General features: G+C 40.7%; 18 protein-coding genes. 11 read left to right on the top strand and 7 right to left on the bottom strand.

Annotated features, from left to right (window positions below; all coding sequences use genetic code 11):
• Positions 1-541: 541 nt before the first annotated feature.
• Positions 542-2,980, bottom strand: a complete 2,439-nt coding sequence (locus DK858_RS17235) for a bifunctional aspartate kinase/homoserine dehydrogenase II (protein WP_109398456.1) — start codon at positions 2,978-2,980, stop codon at positions 542-544.
• Positions 2,981-2,989: 9 nt separating this feature from the next.
• The gene (gene metB, locus DK858_RS17240; RefSeq protein ID WP_109398457.1) at positions 2,990-4,150 is read right to left on the bottom strand and encodes a cystathionine gamma-synthase; all 1,161 of its coding nucleotides are present in this window, start codon (positions 4,148-4,150) and stop codon (positions 2,990-2,992) included.
• Positions 4,151-4,432: 282 nt separating this feature from the next.
• Here metB and metJ point away from each other — a divergent pair, with 282 nt between their 5' ends.
• Positions 4,433-4,750, top strand: coding sequence for a met regulon transcriptional regulator MetJ (gene metJ / locus DK858_RS17245; RefSeq protein WP_109398458.1), 318 nt, complete (start codon positions 4,433-4,435; stop codon positions 4,748-4,750).
• A 189-nt stretch (positions 4,751-4,939) separates the two neighbouring features.
• Here metJ and yjjJ read toward each other — a convergent pair whose 3' ends face one another.
• Both yjjJ and rpmE read right to left on the bottom strand, forming a co-directional pair.
• Positions 4,940-6,244, bottom strand: a complete 1,305-nt coding sequence (yjjJ, locus tag DK858_RS17250; RefSeq protein WP_109398573.1) for a type II toxin-antitoxin system HipA family toxin YjjJ — start codon at positions 6,242-6,244, stop codon at positions 4,940-4,942.
• A gap of 212 nt (positions 6,245-6,456) precedes the next feature.
• Complete coding sequence (rpmE, locus tag DK858_RS17255) at positions 6,457-6,669, bottom strand: 50S ribosomal protein L31 (RefSeq protein ID WP_006534140.1); 213 nt, start codon at positions 6,667-6,669, stop codon at positions 6,457-6,459.
• A 203-nt stretch (positions 6,670-6,872) separates the two neighbouring features.
• Here rpmE and priA point away from each other — a divergent pair, with 203 nt between their 5' ends.
• From priA to rraA, 7 genes are all read left to right on the top strand, one after another.
• Positions 6,873-9,074 (top strand): primosomal protein N', encoded by a 2,202-nt coding sequence (gene priA / locus DK858_RS17260; RefSeq protein WP_109398459.1) that lies wholly within the window; start codon positions 6,873-6,875, stop codon positions 9,072-9,074.
• A 305-nt stretch (positions 9,075-9,379) separates the two neighbouring features.
• The gene (gene cytR, locus DK858_RS17265; protein ID WP_072064648.1) at positions 9,380-10,411 is read left to right on the top strand and encodes a DNA-binding transcriptional regulator CytR; all 1,032 of its coding nucleotides are present in this window, start codon (positions 9,380-9,382) and stop codon (positions 10,409-10,411) included.
• Between the two features lie 70 nt (positions 10,412-10,481).
• The gene (gene ftsN, locus DK858_RS17270) at positions 10,482-11,273 is read left to right on the top strand and encodes a cell division protein FtsN (protein ID WP_109398460.1); all 792 of its coding nucleotides are present in this window, start codon (positions 10,482-10,484) and stop codon (positions 11,271-11,273) included.
• Positions 11,274-11,386: 113 nt separating this feature from the next.
• Positions 11,387-11,917, top strand: coding sequence for an ATP-dependent protease subunit HslV (gene hslV / locus DK858_RS17275; protein ID WP_006534149.1), 531 nt, complete (start codon positions 11,387-11,389; stop codon positions 11,915-11,917).
• A 12-nt stretch (positions 11,918-11,929) separates the two neighbouring features.
• Positions 11,930-13,264: an HslU--HslV peptidase ATPase subunit gene (gene hslU, locus DK858_RS17280; RefSeq protein ID WP_109398461.1), complete on the top strand. Its 1,335-nt coding sequence runs from the start codon at positions 11,930-11,932 to the stop codon at positions 13,262-13,264.
• Between the two features lie 97 nt (positions 13,265-13,361).
• A complete protein-coding gene (locus DK858_RS17285) occupies positions 13,362-14,279 on the top strand; it encodes a 1,4-dihydroxy-2-naphthoate polyprenyltransferase (RefSeq protein WP_072064651.1) in 918 nt (305 codons plus the stop codon).
• A 109-nt stretch (positions 14,280-14,388) separates the two neighbouring features.
• The gene (gene rraA / locus DK858_RS17290) at positions 14,389-14,892 is read left to right on the top strand and encodes a ribonuclease E activity regulator RraA (protein ID WP_006534154.1); all 504 of its coding nucleotides are present in this window, start codon (positions 14,389-14,391) and stop codon (positions 14,890-14,892) included.
• A gap of 93 nt (positions 14,893-14,985) precedes the next feature.
• Here the strand turns inward: rraA and zapB are convergent, their stop codons facing one another.
• Positions 14,986-15,228, bottom strand: coding sequence for a septal ring assembly protein ZapB (zapB, locus tag DK858_RS17295; RefSeq protein WP_072064652.1), 243 nt, complete (start codon positions 15,226-15,228; stop codon positions 14,986-14,988).
• 294 nt (positions 15,229-15,522) lie between these two features.
• Between zapB and DK858_RS17300 the strand changes: the two genes are divergently transcribed.
• A complete protein-coding gene (locus DK858_RS17300; RefSeq protein ID WP_109398462.1) occupies positions 15,523-16,338 on the top strand; it encodes an MIP/aquaporin family protein in 816 nt (271 codons plus the stop codon).
• A 42-nt stretch (positions 16,339-16,380) separates the two neighbouring features.
• Entirely contained in the window at positions 16,381-17,913 is a 1,533-nt protein-coding gene (glpK, locus tag DK858_RS17305) for a glycerol kinase GlpK (RefSeq protein WP_109398463.1), read from the top strand.
• An 84-nt stretch (positions 17,914-17,997) separates the two neighbouring features.
• Here the strand turns inward: glpK and emrD are convergent, their stop codons facing one another.
• Positions 17,998-19,182, bottom strand: coding sequence for a multidrug efflux MFS transporter EmrD (gene emrD / locus DK858_RS17310; RefSeq protein ID WP_109398464.1), 1,185 nt, complete (start codon positions 19,180-19,182; stop codon positions 17,998-18,000).
• Positions 19,183-19,514: 332 nt separating this feature from the next.
• Here emrD and fpr point away from each other — a divergent pair, with 332 nt between their 5' ends.
• Positions 19,515-20,261 carry a ferredoxin--NADP(+) reductase gene (fpr, locus tag DK858_RS17315; RefSeq protein WP_109398465.1) on the top strand — a complete coding sequence of 249 codons (747 nt, stop codon included), beginning with the start codon at positions 19,515-19,517 and terminating at the stop codon, positions 20,259-20,261.
• A 55-nt stretch (positions 20,262-20,316) separates the two neighbouring features.
• Here the strand turns inward: fpr and DK858_RS17320 are convergent, their stop codons facing one another.
• On the bottom strand, positions 20,317-20,748 hold the full coding sequence (locus DK858_RS17320; protein ID WP_109398466.1) for a DUF805 domain-containing protein: 432 nt from the start codon (positions 20,746-20,748) through the stop codon (positions 20,317-20,319).
• Positions 20,749-20,771: the final 23 nt, after the last annotated feature.

Below are 20,771 nucleotides of genomic sequence, written 5' to 3' on the forward strand. Positions count from 1 at the left end.
TAATATTGATAAATTGTCTGGTCTGTTTTTTTTGATTTTTAGCTTATTCCGCGCGTAGGGCTAACTCATGTTTCTCTGTCACTCCTTATTTTCCTTCTCTTTTACATTTTTACTAGATTAAGATTTTCATAAGATAAAAACGAATAAAGCGCTGAATATCAGCGCTTTAAATTAAGAATAACGAATTGTCTTTCAGTAAGTTAAGTTGTCTGTTGTAAATAATGTGGTTAATCGAATTGTACTCTAAATAACGTTTAAACACGTTGTAACTGTACTTCAACTTCCACTCAAGACGCTTAAATTCACATCATGAGCTACTGACAAAAGTTCTCTTTAGCTTGATGGTTCACCTCCGTCATTTCATTTCTTAGTGGGACAATCTGTCTTACTACTTTTGACATCAATCGCTCCTTTGTGACTAGAGATAAGTTAAGTATAGCCAAAGAAATTAAAAAAATTGGGTGATATGACACAAAAATGACAAAAGGTTATCAGCAAGAAATAACCCACTGATAACCTTTATAAAAAAGAAATAATAAAATTACAGTAATTGAGAAAGGCGGTTTAAATCTGATTGAATTGCGCCTGCTGTCACATCTCTGCCAGCTCCTGGCCCTCTGATCACAAGAGGATTATCACGATACCAACGGCTTTCAATCGCAAATAAATTATCCCCCGGTAATAGTGAAGCGAGAGGATGATCTTTTCTCACGGCTTCAACACCAACTTTGGCTTTGCCATTAGCATCAAAACGAGCGATATAACGTAATACCATGTCCATTTCATTTGCGGCGGCTAATCGTTGTTCCATTTGTTCATTGATCAACGCACTGTTATCAAAGAACGCTTCTAACGAACCCGTTTCAGCTTGTACAGGCACTAAAGATTCAACTCGTACTTGCTCTGGCTCGATATCATAACCCGCTTCACGAGCAAGAATAACCAGTTTACGCATCACATCTTGCCCTGATAAATCAATACGAGGATCAGGCTCTGTTAATCCTTGTTGCCAAGCTTGTTCCACCAGCTCACTGAAAGGGACTGTGCCATCAAATTGCAAGAATAACCAAGAGAGCGTGCCAGAAAAAATACCGCTAATTGATAAAATCGTGTCACCACTTTCACGCAGATCACGCACCGTATGATTAATTGGCAAACCCGCACCCACTGTAGCGTTATATAACCAATGGCGGCCTGTTTTAGAAAACGCATCTCGCGTAGCACGATAACGTACACTCGAAGCAGAGCCTGCAATTTTATTCGCACTGATAACATGAAAACCGTAGCTAGCAAAATCTTCATAAGAAGCAGCAAGAGACTCATTGGCTGTAATATCAACAACCACTAAATCATCATAAGGATGAGATCTCATCCAAAGATAGAGCGATTCTTCCGTATGTTCAGTCGCTTCGTCATCAAAGAAAGCCAAAGCACGACTAGGATTAATCCCTTGATAATCAAGTAAACTACGACGGCTATCAACCACACCGGCAAGAATAAACTCAAAATCACTACGCGCTGATAAAGGCTCTTGTTCACGAGCAAACAATTCTAACCAACGTGAACCAATATTCCCTTTACCAAACAGCACTAAGCCAATTTGTTTTTCAGCCCTAAATAATGTTTGATGCAAACCTTGCAGTAAGTGCTCAGTATAGTTACGTAGCACGGCAACTAAGCTGATGTGATCTTCCGCATGCCAAATAAATTCAACTGGTTGATCTTTAAGTTGTTGATAAAAACGATGACAATGCAATGGATTTTTACAGACACCCGCTCCCACTAAAGCCACTAATGAGAAGCCTTCTCGTAAATGCAATTTACCTGGCAAAACGGCATCTTGTAGTACATCTAATGCGCTGTTAGCAACTTCACTGGTATAACAAAGTTGTAAAAGTTGGCTGTCTTTATCCACACCCGTGGCTAAAGGACGAATTTGTGCACGCTTAAGTAATTCATCAACCTCTTTCACCACTTGTTCAAAATTTTGATGAGATGAAAGTTGGAGTTCAATCAAACAAACATCATCATGGCTAGTCACGATTTTAGCACCCGTTCCTGATGCCAAAACACGTTCTATACGAGTTGAACCCTGTTCTGGTTGATAGCTACAACGAAGTTGCAAATCAATATTACTGCCTGAAACGGGTTGAAGTGTACGCGTATGTAAAACAGGGGCGGCTAATCGAGCTAATTCACTCGCTTCATCTAAACGCAACAAGGGTAATAAACACGCATCTTTTACTTTGCGAGGATCTGCACTATAAACCCCTGCAACATCACTCCAAATTGTGACTTTACCAACATCAGCTAAAGCACCTACTTGTGTAGCTGAGTAATCACTACCGTTACGACCTAGCAAGACCGTTTCACCCTGTTGATTACGACTAATAAAACCCGTTACAACAAAACGGCTTTCAGGATATTGAGCTAATAGTGATTGTAATAATGGGCGAGATAACGTTTCGTTTACTTGTGGTTGAGCGGCTCTTTCAGCACATAAAAATTCACGTGCATCTAACCACACACTAGGTAAACCTTGCTCGGTAAGTAAACTCGCCATTAATCTTGCAGACCAAATTTCGCCGTGGCCGACAACTTCAGCATAAGTTGCATCTGTAATAGGTTTATCTAACAAATAGCTTAAACGTTCAAGATCAGCAATAAAGGCTTGAGAAAGCTGCTCTGCATTCTCTTTTGAAAGTAACCCCTCAATTAAAGATAATTGGTAACGGCGTAAAGTTTGCTGAACTTGGTGAGCAGAAATACGATCGCTTTGGCTAAGTTTTAGCCAGCTAATCAACTGATTTGTCGTCGAGCCCGCCGCAGAAACCACCATTAGGTCATTAGGTTGGCTATAGTTCGTCATGATATTCACGACACGTTGATAACATTTTATGTCTGCAAGACTGCTACCACCGAATTTATGTAACTGACGGCAAATCGGCTCCGCCTGTTGTTTAATCGCCACTACGCTCATGATCCATGGTTACCTTTTAGTTGCTGCATCAAACGCACTTTGCAAATCGTTGATTAAATCCTGACTATCTTCAATACCCACTGAGATACGAAGTAATGAGGGACTTATCCCTGCTGTTTTTTTCGCTTCTTCTGACATACCTGCATGTGTCATGGTGGCAGGGTGACAAATTAAGGTCTCTACCCCACCTAAAGATTCTGCCAGTGTAAAGAGTGTTAATTGAGATAAAAAGAGTTTAATCACATCCAATCCCCCTTTTAACTCAAAACTTAACATCGCACCGAAACCTTGTTGCTGTTTTTTTGCTATTTGATGTCCAGCATGATTTTCCAGTGCGGGATAATACATTTTTTCGACTAAAGGCTGTGCTTGTAAAAAAGCCACTAATGCCTGTGCATTTTCTTGTTGAAGTCGAATTCGAGGCACTAATGTTCTTATGCCACGTAATAATAAATAGCTATCAAATGCGCCAGAAGTGACACCAATATTATTCGCCCACCAGCTTAGCTCCTCAAGTTGTTTCTGACACTGACAGATAACAACCCCTGCGACAATATCTGAATGTCCATTAAGATATTTTGTACATGAGTGCACAACAATATCAGCGCCTAATGTTAACGGTTTTTGCAAGACAGGGCTCATAAAGGTGTTATCAGCAACGACTAAAGCTCCTTGCTGATGAGCCAGTTCACTGATCTTTTGAATATCCGTTATTCTTAAAAGAGGATTACTTGGTGTTTCAATAAAAACAATTTTAGGCTGATGTGCTAAAGCCTGCTTAAGGGCAATATCATCATTTTGATCAACAAAAATGACACGGTAAGCACCACGCTCTTGTTGGCTGTTAAAAAGGCGATAACTTCCCCCATAACAGTCATGAGGTGCAACAATCACATCGCCAGGTTTTAGAAAAACCGTACAAATTAAATGAATTGCTGACATTCCACTGCTAGTGACAACGGCCCCTACTCCACCTTCTAACTCGGCTAATGTCTTTTGCACCATATCTCGAGTTGGATTACCTCGACGAGAATAATCATGCTCGCGAGGCTGATTAAATTCTAAAAAATTATAAGTACTAGAAAGATAGATAGGCGGTACGACACAACCAAATTGCGTGTCTTCATTTAGCCCATTATGGATAGCAATTGTTGCTGTTTTCTTCGTCATACAGGCACCTTGTCACAGCGATAAGTGGAGAAGTCTACAACAGCATATCCAATTAGACACCAAGACGTCAATACATCTAGCCATCTAAACTACTTTACGGATAGATTAAGTAATGGAATAATACATAAATTGAGAATATCGCCAGTGGCTATTACTTTTTCTCTCACCTTTAGCCAGAAGAGTCGGTGGTTTTAGAAAAGTCATGATAAACTGGTATTGCCCGTCAGAATGTGGATTAACCCTATTCTGGCTTCAACTAAATGATATTAATTAAGGTAATCCATGGCTGAATGGAACGGTGAATATATCAGCCCTTACGCTGAGCATGGCAAAAAGAGTGAGCAAGTTAAAAAAATTACAGTTTCAATTCCATTGAAAGTGCTAAAAATTTTGACTGATGAACGCACTCGCCGTCAGGTTAACAACCTAAAACATGCAACCAATAGTGAATTATTGTGTGAAGCATTTTTGCACGCATTTACTGGACAACCTCTGCCAAATGATGAAGATTTACGTAAAGAACGTAATGATGAAATCCCTGAAGAGGCAAAAAAAATAATGCGCCAGCACGGGGTTGATCCCGATACTTGGGAGTATTAATCAGCGTCAGTCTTTGACTTATTGCTTGATTAACACGAACAAAAAAAGCCCAAAGCAAAAACTTTGGGCTTCAGATTATGCCCCCCAAACTTTTAGCGAGAGTGGGTTATTTAGGTATGTATTGAAGATCTTTCCAAATAAAATTCAGCAATACATCATCTCAAATTAATTTTTTAGGTCTATTTGTCATCAGCCTAGGCGAGATATACGCGAACTTGCTTCATCAAGATGACTACGTAACGCTTTAAGGCATGGAGAAAAATTATCAGAAAAACAATTACAGCTCTCAGCTAAAGTATAAAACTGCTCGGCTAACCCTAAACATTCCTGCCAGATTTCACAGCTGACCCCATCAAGTAATGTCACAGGACGAAGTGTATTGACTATTTCACCACCGGACTTAGGTGCAAATCCCATTGGTAAAATATCGTAGGCAGGTGAAATCTCATATGGGTGACCATGTCTATTGATAAACGACAAATTGCCATGATGCATATCAGTATTTCCAATCAACATACCAAATGCCCAACGGCGTGCCGTGCTAATCGCAGCATCTGGATGAACGCGTTTTTGCTTAATTAGCTCATTAACTAATACTGGCCAAGGCTCCCTTGCCCGTCCTATAAACTCAGCATCTAGCGCTTGTAAAGAAAAAAGACCTATACGGCCTAGTGGACCTACACGATCAAATCGTGGAATTTCGAGGAAGCGTTGGCCTTCAAAATCAAATACCTCTGTTTCAACTCCAAGTACTTTTAATGCCAGATGCTCAGCTTGAAGCAGATCACGCCAACGCTCACTAACTGCATTATTGTCAGGCGCCGTAAATTTTACGATAACATGACCTTTCTCTGTATAGGCACAAAATTTGGGTTGCTCTCCACCAGCGGATGAGCCAGGATCCTCTCCCGAACTAACAGCTCGTGCTAATATGGGAAAAGTTTTATCACGCTCAACAATTTCTGGTGTCTGCATACCCAAAAATTGATTTCTTGCCTGCTCTCCTATTAACAGATTTCCGACTGCATCATGTCCATGAGTCAGCAATGCTCTGATTATATCGGTATCAGACCAACGATCTGGGTTTTGGGGCAAACCAAGCTCAACCGAATAAGCTGAAGCATAAGCTCTCCCAAGATATCCTTGGGGACGCATATCCAATAACCACCATGGCAAGCCTTCACTATGTCGGTTCACATTGTCTACCCGTTCCATGACGAAACCTTCTGGAAAAACTGGCGTCAATTTACCTAGTGGCTTGACTTTACCTTCTTCATTTATGCGATAAATAGGAACTGAATTAAACCCACGGGAACTATCGCGTAAGGCATATTGAATAGAAGTTCCTGAACCAATTCGCACAATATCATCACTTAGCGCACTTAATGCCCGTGACATCGTAGGCTGACTAATATTCATAATATCAGCAAGTTGCCTTGCTGTTTTAGGTTCATTACGTAATATTTGCCGTATCACTTCAGAGCGTTTTGTCATGATATTAATTTTTTTATGAATAGGTAAGTGAATAGAAGAATGAATAGATAATTTATCAGTTGTGATCTGGCTTGTCACGACTAAAAGCGTTATCTAAAAAGAGAAAACTTTGCCCATAAAAAAAGCCCAAAGCAAAAACCTTGGGCTTTTTTTCAATTCCGAACTGTCTGCAAGATGTCAGACTAGGCTGACATCTTGTGACAACAAATATCTTATTTGCTGCCTGGAATTTTGAAGCGTTTGTTGAACAGATCAACACGACCACCAGTTGCAACATCACGTTGTTTACCAGTATAGAATGGGTGGCATTTGTCACAAACGTCCAGATTCAGGTTATGACCCGCAGTGGAGTTGATTTTCATAACGTTACCGCAAGAACAAGATGCAGTAATTTCTTCGTATTTAGGATGGATATCTTTTTGCATGGAAAACCTCTACTAAGGCCGTGTCGCCATTCAGCCCACAGCCGAACACCACACGTCGTGTTGATTGAAATTAAGTGTTTGGTAATTTATCTACCAAAGGGGGCGGATCATACAGAATATCCACTAAACGCGCAATGAAATCTGCACACTTTTTGTGATATTCTTAAGGCCACCTTTTCGCTAAAACTCTCGGAAACCCTGATATGACCATAGTTCAGGTGATTTTACCTGTACCACTATTTTCCTCTTTTGATTATCTGTTACCAGAAGGGATTGATGCGCCTGTTATCGGCAGTCGGGTGATCGTGCCTTTTGGTAATAAACGTCGCTCTCTTGGTATTGTCAAAGGACTCAGTACTCACAGTGAGTTTCCTATCGAAAAGCTAAAGCCTATTGATGAGATCCTTGATAGCGAAACACTCTTTCCTGGGGTGCTATGGGATATGTTAAATTGGGCATCGGCTTATTACCACTATCCATTAGGGGAAGTGCTATTTCACGCCATGCCAATTTTGTTACGACAAGGAAAACCCGCCGAATTCACACCATTATGGCAATGGTACGCCACTGAAGAGGGGCTTAATCTTGACCTCAATAGTTTAAAAGGTGCCAAAAAACAGCAACAAGCATTAGCGGCGCTTCGCCGTACACCATTATATCGCCATCAACTTGATGAATTTGAGATCACCACGGCAACACTCAATAACTTAAAAAAGAAAGCCTTTGCAGATCTCCGTCCTATCCAACCTGCCCCTATACACTGGCACAAGGATCTCACTGTTCAAGGCGAACGATTTAAATTAAACACTGAACAAGCTATTGCAGTAGGTGCGATCACAGCACAGGCTAATCAATTCTCACCTTGGTTATTATTGGGTATTACAGGTTCAGGTAAAACAGAAGTTTATTTAAGTGTATTAGAAAAAATTCTCGCGGAAGGTAAACAAGCATTGATTCTCGTGCCTGAGATTGGCTTAACACCTCAAACGATCCGTCGTTTTAAGGCGCGCTTTAATGCTCCTGTTGATGTACTTCATTCAGGATTAAATGATACTGAACGCTTAGCCGTTTGGTTACGAGCAAAACGCGGTGATAATGCCATTATTATTGGTACGCGATCAGCGCTTCTCACCCCTTTCCAGCATCTTGGTATTATCATTATCGATGAAGAGCATGATGGCTCTTATAAACAACAAGATGGTTGGCGTTACCATGCTCGTGACCTCGCTGTTTTCCGAGCCAAACAAGAAAATATTCCTATCGTGATGGGAACCGCAACACCATCAATTGAAACCAGTTTTAATGTTGAGCAAAAAAAATACCGACAACTCACTCTGACTCAACGTGCAGGCAATGCAAAACCTGCAACAGAGCATTTAATTGATTTAAAAGGCCAACCGTTAACAACAGGGTTGTCTCCAATTCTTATTAAAGCAATCAAAGAGCACCTTAATGCGGGTAACCAAGTGATGCTCTTTTTAAATCGCAGAGGATTTTCGCCCGCGTTGTTATGTCATGAATGTGGTTGGATAGCAGAATGCCCCCGCTGTGATCACTATTATACGATCCATCAAAAGCATGGCATGTTACGTTGCCATCAATGTGATAGTCAGCGACGAATTCCAGCACAATGTCCACAATGTGGTTCAACAAATTTAATCCCCGTAGGATTGGGAACCGAGCAACTTGAGCAAGGGATTGGTGAATTATTTCCTGACACACCAGTGACGCGGATTGATAAAGATACAACAAGTCGCAAAGGCGCTTTAGAACAACAACTGGAAGATATTTATCAAGGTGGCTCACGTATTCTTATCGGTACACAAATGTTAGCCAAAGGGCATCACTTCCCTGATGTCACCTTAGTGGCTTTACTTGATGTGGATGGAGCACTGTTCTCTAGTGATTTTCGTGCAGCCGAACGTTTTGCTCAACTTTATATACAAGTATCAGGTCGAGCAGGTCGAGCGGGTAAACAAGGCGCGGTATATTTACAAACACACCAGCCAGATCACCCTCTGTTGCTGACACTATTAGAAAAAGGTTATGACGCTTTCACTAAAGAGGCTTTACAAGAGCGACAAGCCACTTTTTTACCACCTTATTCTAGTCATATTATGATCCGCTCTGAAGATCACAATAATCAACGTGCACCCCAGTTCTTACGACAGCTTAAGCAGTTTTTTGAACAACACCCGATGCGAGATGCTAATTTATGGGTAATGGGGCCTGTTCCTGCCATTCAAGCTAAACGAGGTGGAAATTATCGTTGGCAATTATTGCTCCAACATCCTTCGCGAAGTTATTTACAAAAATTAATGTCTGTCACTTATCCTCAGATTGTCGCCTTACCTGAGAGTAAAAAAGTGAAATGGAATATTGATGTTGACCCAACAGATTGTTAAGGCGCTTTTCTGCCTAAATTGAATATATTTTAGCCAGTGTTATGTTAAGGATATAATTCCGCTTGAATACTAGTTACAATCCAAGACTATTTATCAATTTTGCGAACTACCTCATAAAAACGATTGGTATCACACTTTTTATGCAAACTAGGTAACAGTATCTATTTAAAAAGTGGGTAGAATAACAATTTAGAATATTTCTTGAATTAAAAACCGTCGATAAAATCCTTTTTTAAATATTGGCGGTTTTTTTGCAATAAAAAAGCAATCGTTTAACTAAACCATCCAAAAGGGAGGTATGGGGTTTGCAACAAAATAATAAAGATAATACGCAAGCAACAATGAAAGATGTTGCCCTTGCAGCCGGCGTGTCCACAGCAACTGTGTCACGTACATTAATGAATCCGGAAAAAGTATCCTCACAAACCCGTCAGAAAGTTGAACAGGCTGTTCTTGATGTGGGCTATTATCCACATAACCTGTCAAAAAACCTTAAACGTAACGAGTCAAAAACGATCCTTGTGATCGTCCCTAATATCAGCGATCCCTTTTTTACTGATGTTGTGTGTGGCATCGAAGAAACCGCTGCACAACATGGTTATCTCGTATTAATTGGTGACTGTAAGCATCAGCAAAAACATGAAAATGCCTTTATTAATCTTATTATCACCAAACAAATTGACGGCATGTTACTTCTTGGCTCACACATCCCTTTTGATGTTTCCAAAGAAGAGCAGAAAAATTTACCACCGATGATCATGGCAAATGAGTTTGCACCTGAACTTGAATTACCTACTGTTCATATCGATAATCTGACAGCATCGTTTAGAGCGACACACTATTTACAGCAAATGGGGCATAAGCGTATTGCCTGTATTACAGGCCCTGAAGATATGCCTTTATGTCGTTATCGCTTACAAGGCTATATTCAAGCCATGCGTAGAACAGGCGTCCCCTTGCGTGAAGATTATATTATTCGTGGTGATTTTACCCATGAAAGCGGTGCAGAAAGTCTGAAAAAGTTGATTTCATTACCTGAGCCACCAACTGCTGTGTTCTGTCATAGTGATATAATGGCAATTGGCGTTATGTGGCAGGCAAAAAAATTAGGGTTAGAGCTCCCTAAAGATCTCTCTGTGATTGGTTTTGATAATCTGGATATCACACGTTATAGCGAGCCTGCTCTCACCACAATGGAACAACCTCGTTATCAGATTGGACGTGAGTCTATGTTGTTATTACTCGACCAACTACAAGGTAGACCTGTTGCACCCGGATCTCGCTTATTAGATTGTGAGCTAATTATAAGAGACAGTGTCTGTCGGCTTAAAAGCTAGGCAAAACACACTATGTTAAGTAACATATCGTTTGTGATACCTATTCCTTTAATTACCAGCGAATCGAACTGTGGCACAACGAGACTATGTGGGACGAGGGCAGACATCTGCTCGTCGTAAAAAAACAACGAAAAGTAAGAGCAAAAAGGCTGCTAAAGGGCTGCCTTTAACGACGCTTATCGCGGCAATCGCTATTGTGGCGCTGTTTATCGGTGGCCTCTATTTTATTACACATAATAAAAAAGAAGCCGTAGAAACAACGCCAGCTATCACTGGGCAACATCCAGCAAATAGCTTACCGCCCAAACCGCAAGAGCGTTGGCAATATATTAAAGAATTGGAAAATCGTCAGGTAGGTACACCTTTACAGCCTGAATTTCCTTCATCGGGTAGCCAGATTAATCCGAAAGCAACACTTTCGCCTGAACAGTTGCGTTTTTTACAACAAATTGAAGCGGATAAACGCCAACCCGCCGTTCAACTGCCAGAAGTGCCTTATAATGGTGAAGTACCACGCTCACAAGTGGTTGTAACGCCGCCAGCAACAACAACGCCTTCTGTTACACAACAGCCAGTACAAACTCAACAACCGCAAGCACCTGCGATTGTTACAACGCCTAAACCTGCGGTGACTGAAGCAAACTTTTTAGTGCAATGTGGCTCATTTAAAAATACCGAACAAGCTGAATCAGTGAGAGCAACGCTAGCTTTTTCTGGTGTTGAAAGCCGAGTAACGAAAGGCAATGATGGCTGGATCCGCGTATTATCAGGTCCTTACAGTAAGGAACAAGCCAACTCTGTGAGTAAACAAGCGGCTGGAGCTGGTGTATCAGGTTGTATTCTTCGCTCTTCTGGGGGTTGAAAAATAAATTATCTCCCCCACCTATAATTCTAATTCACATAACGGGTCGTACTTTATCTTAGATAAAAGCACTTCCCGTCTCATTTTTTATTGATTAAACCAGGGGCTGACTCATGACTACAATCGTAAGTGTTCGCCGTAAGGGCCAAGTTGTAATCGGTGGTGATGGACAGGCGACGATGGGTAATACCGTCATGAAAGGCAATGTTCGCAAAGTACGCCGTCTTTATAACGACAAAGTCATTGCGGGATTTGCTGGTGGCACTGCTGATGCTTTTACTCTTTTTGAACTGTTTGAACGCAAATTAGAACTTCACCAAGGGCATTTAACTAAAGCTGCGGTAGAACTTGCTAAAGATTGGCGTACAGACAGAATGCTACGCAAATTAGAAGCGTTGCTTGCTGTTGCAGATGAAAATACATCTCTTATCATCACCGGTAATGGTGATGTGGTTCAACCAGAAAACGATTTAATTGCTATCGGTTCTGGTGGTCCTTATGCACAAGCAGCGGCTAGAGCTATGCTAGAAAATACCGAACTTTCTGCACGAGAAATTGCTGAAAAAGCACTTAGCATCGCTGGAGATATCTGTATTTACACTAACCACAATGTCAACTTTGAAGAACTCTCTTCAAAAGAGTAAGGATTAGAGAGCATGTCTGAAATGACTCCTCGCGAAATTGCCAGCGAACTCGATAGATTTATTATTGGTCAAGATAAAGCGAAACGTGCTGTGGCAATTGCCCTGCGTAACCGCTGGCGTCGTATGCAGCTTGATGAAGCGCTGCGTCACGAAGTAACACCTAAAAACATTCTGATGATTGGACCTACTGGTGTAGGTAAAACTGAAATTGCACGCCGTTTAGCTAAACTGGCAAATGCGCCTTTCATCAAAGTTGAAGCAACCAAATTCACCGAAGTGGGTTATGTAGGTAAAGAAGTCGATTCTATTATCCGTGATTTAACCGACTCTGCGGTCAAAATGGTACGTAGCCAAGCTATCGATAAAAATCGTTTCCGTGCTGAGGAAATGGCTGAAGAACGTATCCTCGATGTACTTATTCCACCAGCAAAAAATAACTGGGGTGTAGCAGAACAAGCGTCTGAACCTTCAGCAGCACGTCAATCTTTCCGTAAAAAATTACGCGAAGGCCAATTAGACGATAAAGAGATTGAAATTGAGTTAGCTGCAACACCAATGGGTGTTGAAATTATGGCTCCTCCAGGAATGGAAGAGATGACTAATCAATTACAATCTATGTTCCAAAATTTAGCAGGTCAGAAACAAAAAGCGCGCAAGATGAAAATCAAAGATGCGTTTAAACTTATTGTTGAAGAAGAAGCTGCGAAATTAGTTAACCCTGAAGAGCTTAAACAACAAGCAATTGATGCGGTAGAACAACACGGTATCGTCTTTATTGATGAAGTAGATAAAATCTGTAAACGTGGTGGACAAAGTTCTGGCCCAGACGTTTCTCGTGAAGGCGTACAGCGTGACCTCTTACCACTGGTTGAAGGTTGTACTGTTTCGACAAAACACGGTATGGTAAAAACAGACCATATTCTGTTTATTGCATCAGGCGCATTCCAAGTTTCAAGTCCTTCTGATTTAATTCCTGAATTACAAGGACGTCTACCTATTCGTGTTGAACTTCAAGCGCTGACAGCAGAAGATTTTGAGCGTATTCTAACTGAACCTAATGCATCGTTAACAAAACAGTATGAAGCATTAATGGCAACCGAAGGGGTGTCTATTAGCTTCACCGAAGACGGTATTCGCAAAATTGCTGAATCAGCATGGCGTGTAAACGAAACCACTGAAAATATCGGTGCTCGTCGTTTGCATACTGTTTTAGAGCGTTTGATGGAAGAAATTTCCTACGATGCGAGTGAACGTCAAGGTCAATCAATATTGATTGATGCAGAATATGTGAAACAGCATCTGGATGAGCTTGTCGCAGATGAAGATCTGAGTCGATTTATTTTATAATCAACTTGTGCGATCCTTATCAGCAATATTTACGTGGGAGGCTTGCCTCCCATTCTTATTTTTATAATAACAACGAACATGAGTATTGAATTTCAGCATGAGCTCTCTAAATTCCACTAGCCGGACTCAAGCCTGGCTTGAAAGTTTACGACCCAAAACACTGCCTTTAGGGTTAATTGCCATTGTGACGGGTTCCGCATTAGCGTATTGGATGGGTCATTTTGAGCTACCTATTGCACTGCTTGCTATATTGACAGCGGGAACGTTACAGATCCTATCAAACCTTGCCAATGACTATGGTGATGCCGTAAAAGGAACAGATACTGAAGAACGTTTAGGGCCACTTCGTGGAATGCAAAAAGGCATAATAACAGCAGCTCAAATGAAAAAAGCGCTGATCTTAAATGTTATTATTTCCTGTATCTGTGGTATTGCACTGATTATTGTCGCCTGTAAAAAGCCTGAAGACGCTATTGGCTTCCTAGTGATGGGTTTACTCGCTATTGTTGCCGCAATTACTTATACCGTGGGTAAGCGCCCTTATGGTTATATGGGGCTAGGTGATATCTCTGTGTTAATTTTCTTTGGCTGGTTAAGTGTCATCGGAACTTATTACTTACAATCCAACACCTTTGATATTGTTACCTTACTTCCTGCTACAGCCTGTGGTTTACTTTCTGTCGCTGTTCTAAACATTAATAATATGCGCGATTTAGAAAGTGATATTCAGGCAGGTAAAAATACATTAGCGGTTCGCTTAGGCCCTGCTGGCTCACGAACTTACCATACCTGTGTTATTTTTCTCTCTATTGCCTGCTTAATTATCTTTACTCTACTCTATATGCATCGCTGGACCGCGTGGTTATTTTTACTCGCCACCCCAATGCTTTTACTGCATATCAAACGTGTAAATGCCGATCACTCCGGTGAAGGAATGCGTCCCCTACTCGAACACATGGTAAAAGCAGCACTACTAACTAACGTTCTTTTCTCTTTAGGTTTAGTTTTAGAATAATTTCACTCGATTGTTGATTTGACTCACTGAATTTTCAGTGAGTCTTTTGCCAACTACCCCTGTTAAGGGATATACTGACCTTTCCTGTGGCAACCTGACGTAATCTCCTATGAAATATGATACTTCTGAACTCTGTGATATCTATCAAGAAGATATCAATGTCGTAGAACCGCTTTTCTCAAACTTTGGTGGTCAAAGTGCCTTTAACGGGCAAATCATCACCGTTAAATGCTTTGAAGATAATGGCCTGCTTTATGACTTACTCGAAGAAAATGGTAAAGGCCGTATTCTTTTAGTTGATGGAGGTGGCTCTGTACGTAAAGCCTTAGTTGATGCTGAACTAGCGCAACTTGCCGTTTCTAATGAATGGGAAGGCATTGTTGTTTACGGTGCAGTACGTCAAGTTGATGCATTATCAGAGCTTGATTTAGGTATTCAAGCAATGGCAGCTATCCCTGCGGGTTGCCAAAGTGAAGGCATTGGTGAAAGTGATATCCGTGTTAACTTCGGTGGTGTTACCTTCTTCTCTGGTGATTATCTTTATGCTGATAACACAGGGATTATTTTATCTGAAGAGCCATTAGGCTTAGATGAAGATTTGATTGAAGAGTAATTGTTACTTTTTAGTTATATTCTTACGATTTCAATACTCAAAAGCCACCTAACGGTGGCTTTTGTTTTTTAGGCTTTAAGCAAACAAAGACAATTACTGCACGTCTTCCATTTTACCTAACAGCGCGCGTAAACGCTCTTGCCAGCTTGATTGCTCTTGTTTCAATTCTTCATTTTCACGAACAAGGGCTTCGCGTGATCCTTTCGCTTCTTGAACTTCTTGGCTCAGCGCATCATTTTTTTCTTTTAGCTCTTCGATTTCCATCTGTAATAACGTGATGGTATCAATGGCTTGTTGTACTTTTGATTCTAACTTCTCGAAAACTTCAAATGACATACTGTAATCCCCCATATAATCGATACTTCCGATTGTAAGTAGCCTATCAACAACTGTCTAGCATCTTCCGAGGAATTACATTCTTTTTTCAATTTTTCAAAAACACTGGTCAGATCACATTACAAATGTCGATCAAGTCACTAATTAAGAGCGTTTTCACTCATTTTCTTGATGAGACACACAAATTTCAATTTCGCTTATTCTCGTTTACGCTCATTAACGATAAATTCACAGTTATCTTTTCAATTCGAAAAGAATACTAACAATAAATAACCCTCTTTCAGGATAGAATATATGAGCCAGACGAAAACCTCTCTTATGGGTCAATGCATTTCTGAATTTATCGGAACTGCTTTGCTAGTCTTCTTTGGTCTTGGTTGTGTTGCTGCGGTACGTATTGCAGGCGCAGAGCTAGGGCTATGGGAGATAAGTATTATCTGGGGGCTGGGTGTTGCCTTAGCCGTTTATCTTACCGCTGGTACCTCTGGTGCTCACTTGAACCCTGCAGTGACTGTTGCGTTTTGGTTATTTGCTTGCTTTGAACGCAGAAAAGTCATCCCTTATATTATTGCACAAATGTTAGGTGGCTTCTTTGCCGCAGCAATTGTGTACTTTATGTACTACAATGTTTTCCTCGACTACGAACAAGTTAATGGTATTGTCAGAGGCTCACAAGAAAGTCTCTTCACTGCCGGTGTATTTTCAACTTATCCTGCAGCTCAAATCTCCGTTATACATGCCTTTTTTGTTGAAGTTATCATTGCCGTTATATTAGTTGGCTTAATTTTAGCCTTAACTGATGATGGCAACGGTGTGCCTAAAGGCCCATTAGCACCTTTATTAATTGGTATCTTAATTGCCGTAATCGGTGGTGCATTTGGCCCATTAACCGGATTCGCCTTAAACCCAGCTCGTGACTTTGGTCCAAAATTGGTTGCGTACTTTGCTGGCTGGGGTGATATTGCGCTGACTGGTGGACGCGATATCCCTTATTTCTTAGTTCCAATAATTGCTCCATTTATCGGTGGTATTTTAGGTGCACTGGCTTACCGTAAATTAATTGGCCGTCACTTGCCTTGCGATACCTGCAAAATTGAAGACGATAAATAAAATTAAGAGCAATATTGTTGATTATCAGAACAGGTTACTAATATGACAACAGAAACAAATACATCGAATACCGAGAAAAAATACATTGTTGCGCTGGATCAGGGCACAACCAGTTCACGTGCCGTAGTCATTGACCACAATGCCAATATCGTCAGTATTTCACAGCGTGAATTCACCCAAATCTATCCTAAACCGGGTTGGGTTGAACACGATCCAATGGAAATTTGGGCAACACAAAGCGCAACCTTAGTTGAAGTATTAGCAAAAGCAGATATTCCCTCCGACCACGTTGCTGGTATCGGTATCACAAACCAACGTGAAACCACGATTGTATGGGATAAAGAAACCGGTAAACCTGTTTATAACGCGATTGTCTGGCAATGTCGCCGTACTGCGGATTTCTGCACTCGCTTAAAAGATAAAGAAGGCGTTGAAGAATATATTCGCCAAAACACAGGTTTAATGGTTGACCCTTATTTCTCTGGTACAAAATTAAAATGGATCCTCGACAACGTCGAAGGTGCACGTGAAAAAGCAGAGAAAGGCGAATTGTTATTCGGTACTGTTGATACTTGGTTAGTTTGGAAAATGACACAAGGCCGCGTTCACGTTACAGATTATACTAACGCCTCACGTACTATGTTATTCAATATCCACTCTTTAGATTGGGATCAAAAAATTCTCGACCTACTGGATATTCCTCGCAATATGCTACCAAAAGTGGTGCCATCTTCAGAAGTTTATGGCCAAACAAACATTGGTGGTAAAGGGGGGACACGTATTCCTATCGCAGGTATGGCGGGTGACCAACAAGCAGCACTTTATGGTCAGCTTTGCGTACAAAGCGGTATGGCAAAAAATACCTATGGTACGGGTTGCTTCTTATTGATGAACACAGGTAAAGAAGCGGTTCGTTCTAATCATGGTTTGTTAACAACCATCTGTTGTGGCCCTCGTGGTGAAGTGAACTATGCTCTAGAAGGTGCAGTATTCGTTGGGGGTGCTTCTATTCAATGGCTACGTGATGAGCTAAAACTTATTGATGAAGCAACTGACTCTGAATACTTTGCAACGAAAGTGAACGATACTAACGGCGTCTATGTTGTTCCTGCATTCACAGGTTTAGGCGCACCATATTGGGATCCGTATGCCCGTGGCGCTATTTTCGGTTTAACCCGTGGTGCTAACCGTAATCACATTATTCGTGCAACCTTAGAATCTATCGCTTATCAAACACGCGATGTGCTTGATGCAATGCAAGCCGATTCAGGTGCACGTTTACAATCACTGCGTGTTGATGGTGGCGCCGTTGCCAACAACTTCTTAATGCAGTTCCAATCCGATATTTTAGGTACTCGAGTAGAACGCCCTGTAGTTCGTGAAAGTACTGCATTAGGTGCAGCATTCCTTGCAGGTCTTGCTATCGGTTTTTGGAGTGATTTAGAAGAAGTGAAAAACAAAGCAGCTATTGATAAAGAATTCCGTCCAGGCATTGAAACCACTGAGCGTAACTATCGCTATAACGGCTGGAAAAAAGCTGTCGCGCGCGCTCAAGAGTGGGAAGATCGCGGTTAATTGCAGTAAAACAGTTTGAGAGAGAAGTAGCCTAGGCTACAAAACCAAATGCCGAGATTTTTTATCTCGGCATTTTTTATTCCACTAAATAGTATGTTCTTCATGGCTAAAACGATGAGCTAACGGAAGCCAACAAAGCATAATCGCCACTGACATAGCAAACATAATCATCCCTAAGCTAAATTGATTATGCTGTGGCAGTAAAGCAGAAAACCATGTTGCCACACCGGAACCTACATTTTGTAAACCACCTACCAGCGCACCAGCAGAGCCCGCTAAATAAGGAAATGGTTCCATTGCTCCTGTCGTTGCTAACGGAAATAGCATACCTGCACCAAAGAAAAACAGTGCAGCAGGAACCAGTAATGTCCAAATATTAATAATATTTAGCCAACCAGGGATCCACATTAAGATACCCGCAGATAAACAACAAAAAACAGAGTGCCACATCAGTTGCACAAAGGTTTTACCTTCACGACCTGCATACCAAGCGCCAAAGAATGCAGCAGGGATCGGTAGAATAAACAATATACTGATAGTAATACTGCTTAATCCTAATACTCCTCCCATTAACACACCGCTTGATGCTTCAAAAACAGCAATACCGGATAATGCACAAATCAGCATAATCAAAAATGCACTAAAAGTACTATTTGAAAGCAGTAAGTAAAATGATGACAACATATTACGCTTTTCAACTTGCACTGGCCGCGTTTCTGGCATCCAACGATACATACAAAGTAGGACACTGGTTCCTAATAATAATAAGAAAATATAACACGCATGCCAGCCAAAGAAATGAGCGACAACACCACCAATCATCGGCGCTAATAATGGGCTAACTAAAACGCCCATATTTAACAAACTATTGGCATAACGTAATGCAGTTCCTGTATATAAATCACGAGGTTGAGTACGTGTCATAACGCCTGCAACACCCGTTCCCATTCCTTGTAAGGTACTTGCGATAACCAGAGTGGTTAAATTTTGCGAGAAAATTGCCACCAGCGTTGATAAACAAAAGATAGTCATTCCGACTAAAATAACAGGACGGCGCCCTACTTTGTCGGATATAGGTCCATAAATTAACTGTGAAAAACCATAAGAAAAAAGATAAGCTCCCATAACTTGCTGTACCGCCCCTGTGGGTTCACCAAAGTAAACGGCCATATCAGCAATAACAGGAACATAAATAGTTTGAGTCATTTGACCCACAGCAACCAATGCAATTATCAATAATAATAGATTTGCATGCTCTAACTTTCTCATTTCTTTTCTCAAGAATTTTAGATAAATACATTAACGGACAGGCGCATACCACAGAGAATTTATAAAAATAAACTCTGCAAAATGCGTACCTTTTCAGAATGAGACTAAGTTAACAAATTTGGAGAAATTTGCGAGATAGCCAGCAATTTTTGTATAAAGATTAATGTCAGAGAAATACACCATAGTTGTCAATATAAATGTACATATTGTGTCAATTATTGACAAAATCTTAGATTAATCACATCACCACACCATATTGATAAATAAAAAACCACATCCTATTTAGAATAAATAAGCAACATAAGCGTGTTTATCAAAAGGAGATAATCTCTATGGCTAATTGGGTGAATGGAAAAGTTATTCAAGTTCATCACTGGACTGATGCGTTAATAAGTCTCGTCGTCAATGCTCCTATTGATAAGTTTACAGCCGGACAATTTGCAAAATTAGCACTAGATATTGATGGCGAGCGAGTACAACGAGCCTACTCTTATGTAAACGCACCAGATGATCCCAATTTAGAGTTCTATCTGGTTACTGTACCTGATGGAAAATTAAGCCCTAAATTAAGCGCACTAGAGGTTGGTGATGAAGTCCTGATCACTGAGCAAGCCAGTGGTTTTTTTGTATTAGAAGAGATCCCCACAACAAATACACTTTGGATGCTTTCGACAGGAACCGCCATTGGGCCTTTTTTATCTATTTTGCAATTAGGTCACGATCTTGAGCGATTTGAAAATATCGTTCTTGTTCACGCTGTTCGATATGCTAATGACTTAAGCTATTTACCTTTAATGGAAAAACTTGTTGAACGTTATCAAGGCAAATTGCGCATTCAAACCATTGTCAGCCGTGAAAATCATATTGGCTCATTAACCGGACGTATTCCTGCATTAATTGAAAGTGGTGCCTTAGAAAAAACAGTTGGCCTAACCATCAGCCCGGAAGAGAGCCATATTATGTTATGTGGTAATCCTCAAATGGTCAGAGAGACACAACAACTCTTAAAAGAACAACGAGAAATGCGTAAGCACTTACGACGCAAACCCGGACATATCACCAGTGAGCAATATTGGTAATAAAAAAATAAGGGTGAGCTTATTTCTCTCACCCTTATTGGTTTCACCATATAGATTAACGCCAGCGACGATAATCCACTTGTTCAGTCTGTTTACCAAAATAGTTTTCACCGTCATTACCAACAAAGACTCCGCAATCAAGCAACATAATCATTCCGATAAAAGAAGGAAGAAAACGCCCTATCGCCCATTGCCAAAATGGTTCTAAACTACTGGTATCGGCTAATCCTAACATCACGGCAAGTAAGAGTAATAAAAGCCATATTCCTCTTTTATTTCTGTCATGAAGTCTTTTTGTAAAAATTGCACATAGCGGATAAAGAATAAAAAAGGACACTATCCATATTACAGTGGTAGGTAATGGATAAATCACATCATTAATAATAATGAGGCCTAAAAACAGCGCAAAGCAAACACCAAAACCAGCCCAAAAGTCACGACGCCCAATTCGCCCTTTGAATGAAAATGCCCAATGTTGTAAGGTCATAAATTCTCAATAATTTACTTAAT

The sequence above is a fragment of the Proteus faecis genome (assembly GCF_003144395.1).
Taxonomy (GTDB): Bacteria; Pseudomonadota; Gammaproteobacteria; order Enterobacterales; family Enterobacteriaceae; genus Proteus; species Proteus faecis.

Excerpts from the sequence above, each read along its gene's own strand:
- emrD (WP_109398464.1), bottom strand. The coding sequence starts at position 19,182 with ATGAGAAAGTTAGAGCATGCAAATCTATTATTATTGATAATTGCATTG.
- metJ (WP_109398458.1), top strand. The coding sequence starts at position 4,433 with ATGGCTGAATGGAACGGTGAATATATCAGCCCTTACGCTGAGCATGGC.
- rraA (WP_006534154.1), top strand. The coding sequence starts at position 14,389 with ATGAAATATGATACTTCTGAACTCTGTGATATCTATCAAGAAGATATC.
- DK858_RS17285 (WP_072064651.1), top strand. The coding sequence starts at position 13,362 with ATGAGCTCTCTAAATTCCACTAGCCGGACTCAAGCCTGGCTTGAAAGT.
- DK858_RS17235 (WP_109398456.1), bottom strand. The coding sequence starts at position 2,980 with ATGAGCGTAGTGGCGATTAAACAACAGGCGGAGCCGATTTGCCGTCAG.
- fpr (WP_109398465.1), top strand. The coding sequence starts at position 19,515 with ATGGCTAATTGGGTGAATGGAAAAGTTATTCAAGTTCATCACTGGACT.
- glpK (WP_109398463.1), top strand. The coding sequence starts at position 16,381 with ATGACAACAGAAACAAATACATCGAATACCGAGAAAAAATACATTGTT.
- yjjJ (WP_109398573.1), bottom strand. The coding sequence starts at position 6,244 with ATGACAAAACGCTCTGAAGTGATACGGCAAATATTACGTAATGAACCT.
- hslU (WP_109398461.1), top strand. The coding sequence starts at position 11,930 with ATGTCTGAAATGACTCCTCGCGAAATTGCCAGCGAACTCGATAGATTT.
- hslV (WP_006534149.1), top strand. The coding sequence starts at position 11,387 with ATGACTACAATCGTAAGTGTTCGCCGTAAGGGCCAAGTTGTAATCGGT.
- zapB (WP_072064652.1), bottom strand. The coding sequence starts at position 15,228 with ATGTCATTTGAAGTTTTCGAGAAGTTAGAATCAAAAGTACAACAAGCC.
- DK858_RS17300 (WP_109398462.1), top strand. The coding sequence starts at position 15,523 with ATGAGCCAGACGAAAACCTCTCTTATGGGTCAATGCATTTCTGAATTT.
- metB (WP_109398457.1), bottom strand. The coding sequence starts at position 4,150 with ATGACGAAGAAAACAGCAACAATTGCTATCCATAATGGGCTAAATGAA.
- DK858_RS17320 (WP_109398466.1), bottom strand. The coding sequence starts at position 20,748 with ATGACCTTACAACATTGGGCATTTTCATTCAAAGGGCGAATTGGGCGT.
- priA (WP_109398459.1), top strand. The coding sequence starts at position 6,873 with ATGACCATAGTTCAGGTGATTTTACCTGTACCACTATTTTCCTCTTTT.
- rpmE (WP_006534140.1), bottom strand. The coding sequence starts at position 6,669 with ATGCAAAAAGATATCCATCCTAAATACGAAGAAATTACTGCATCTTGT.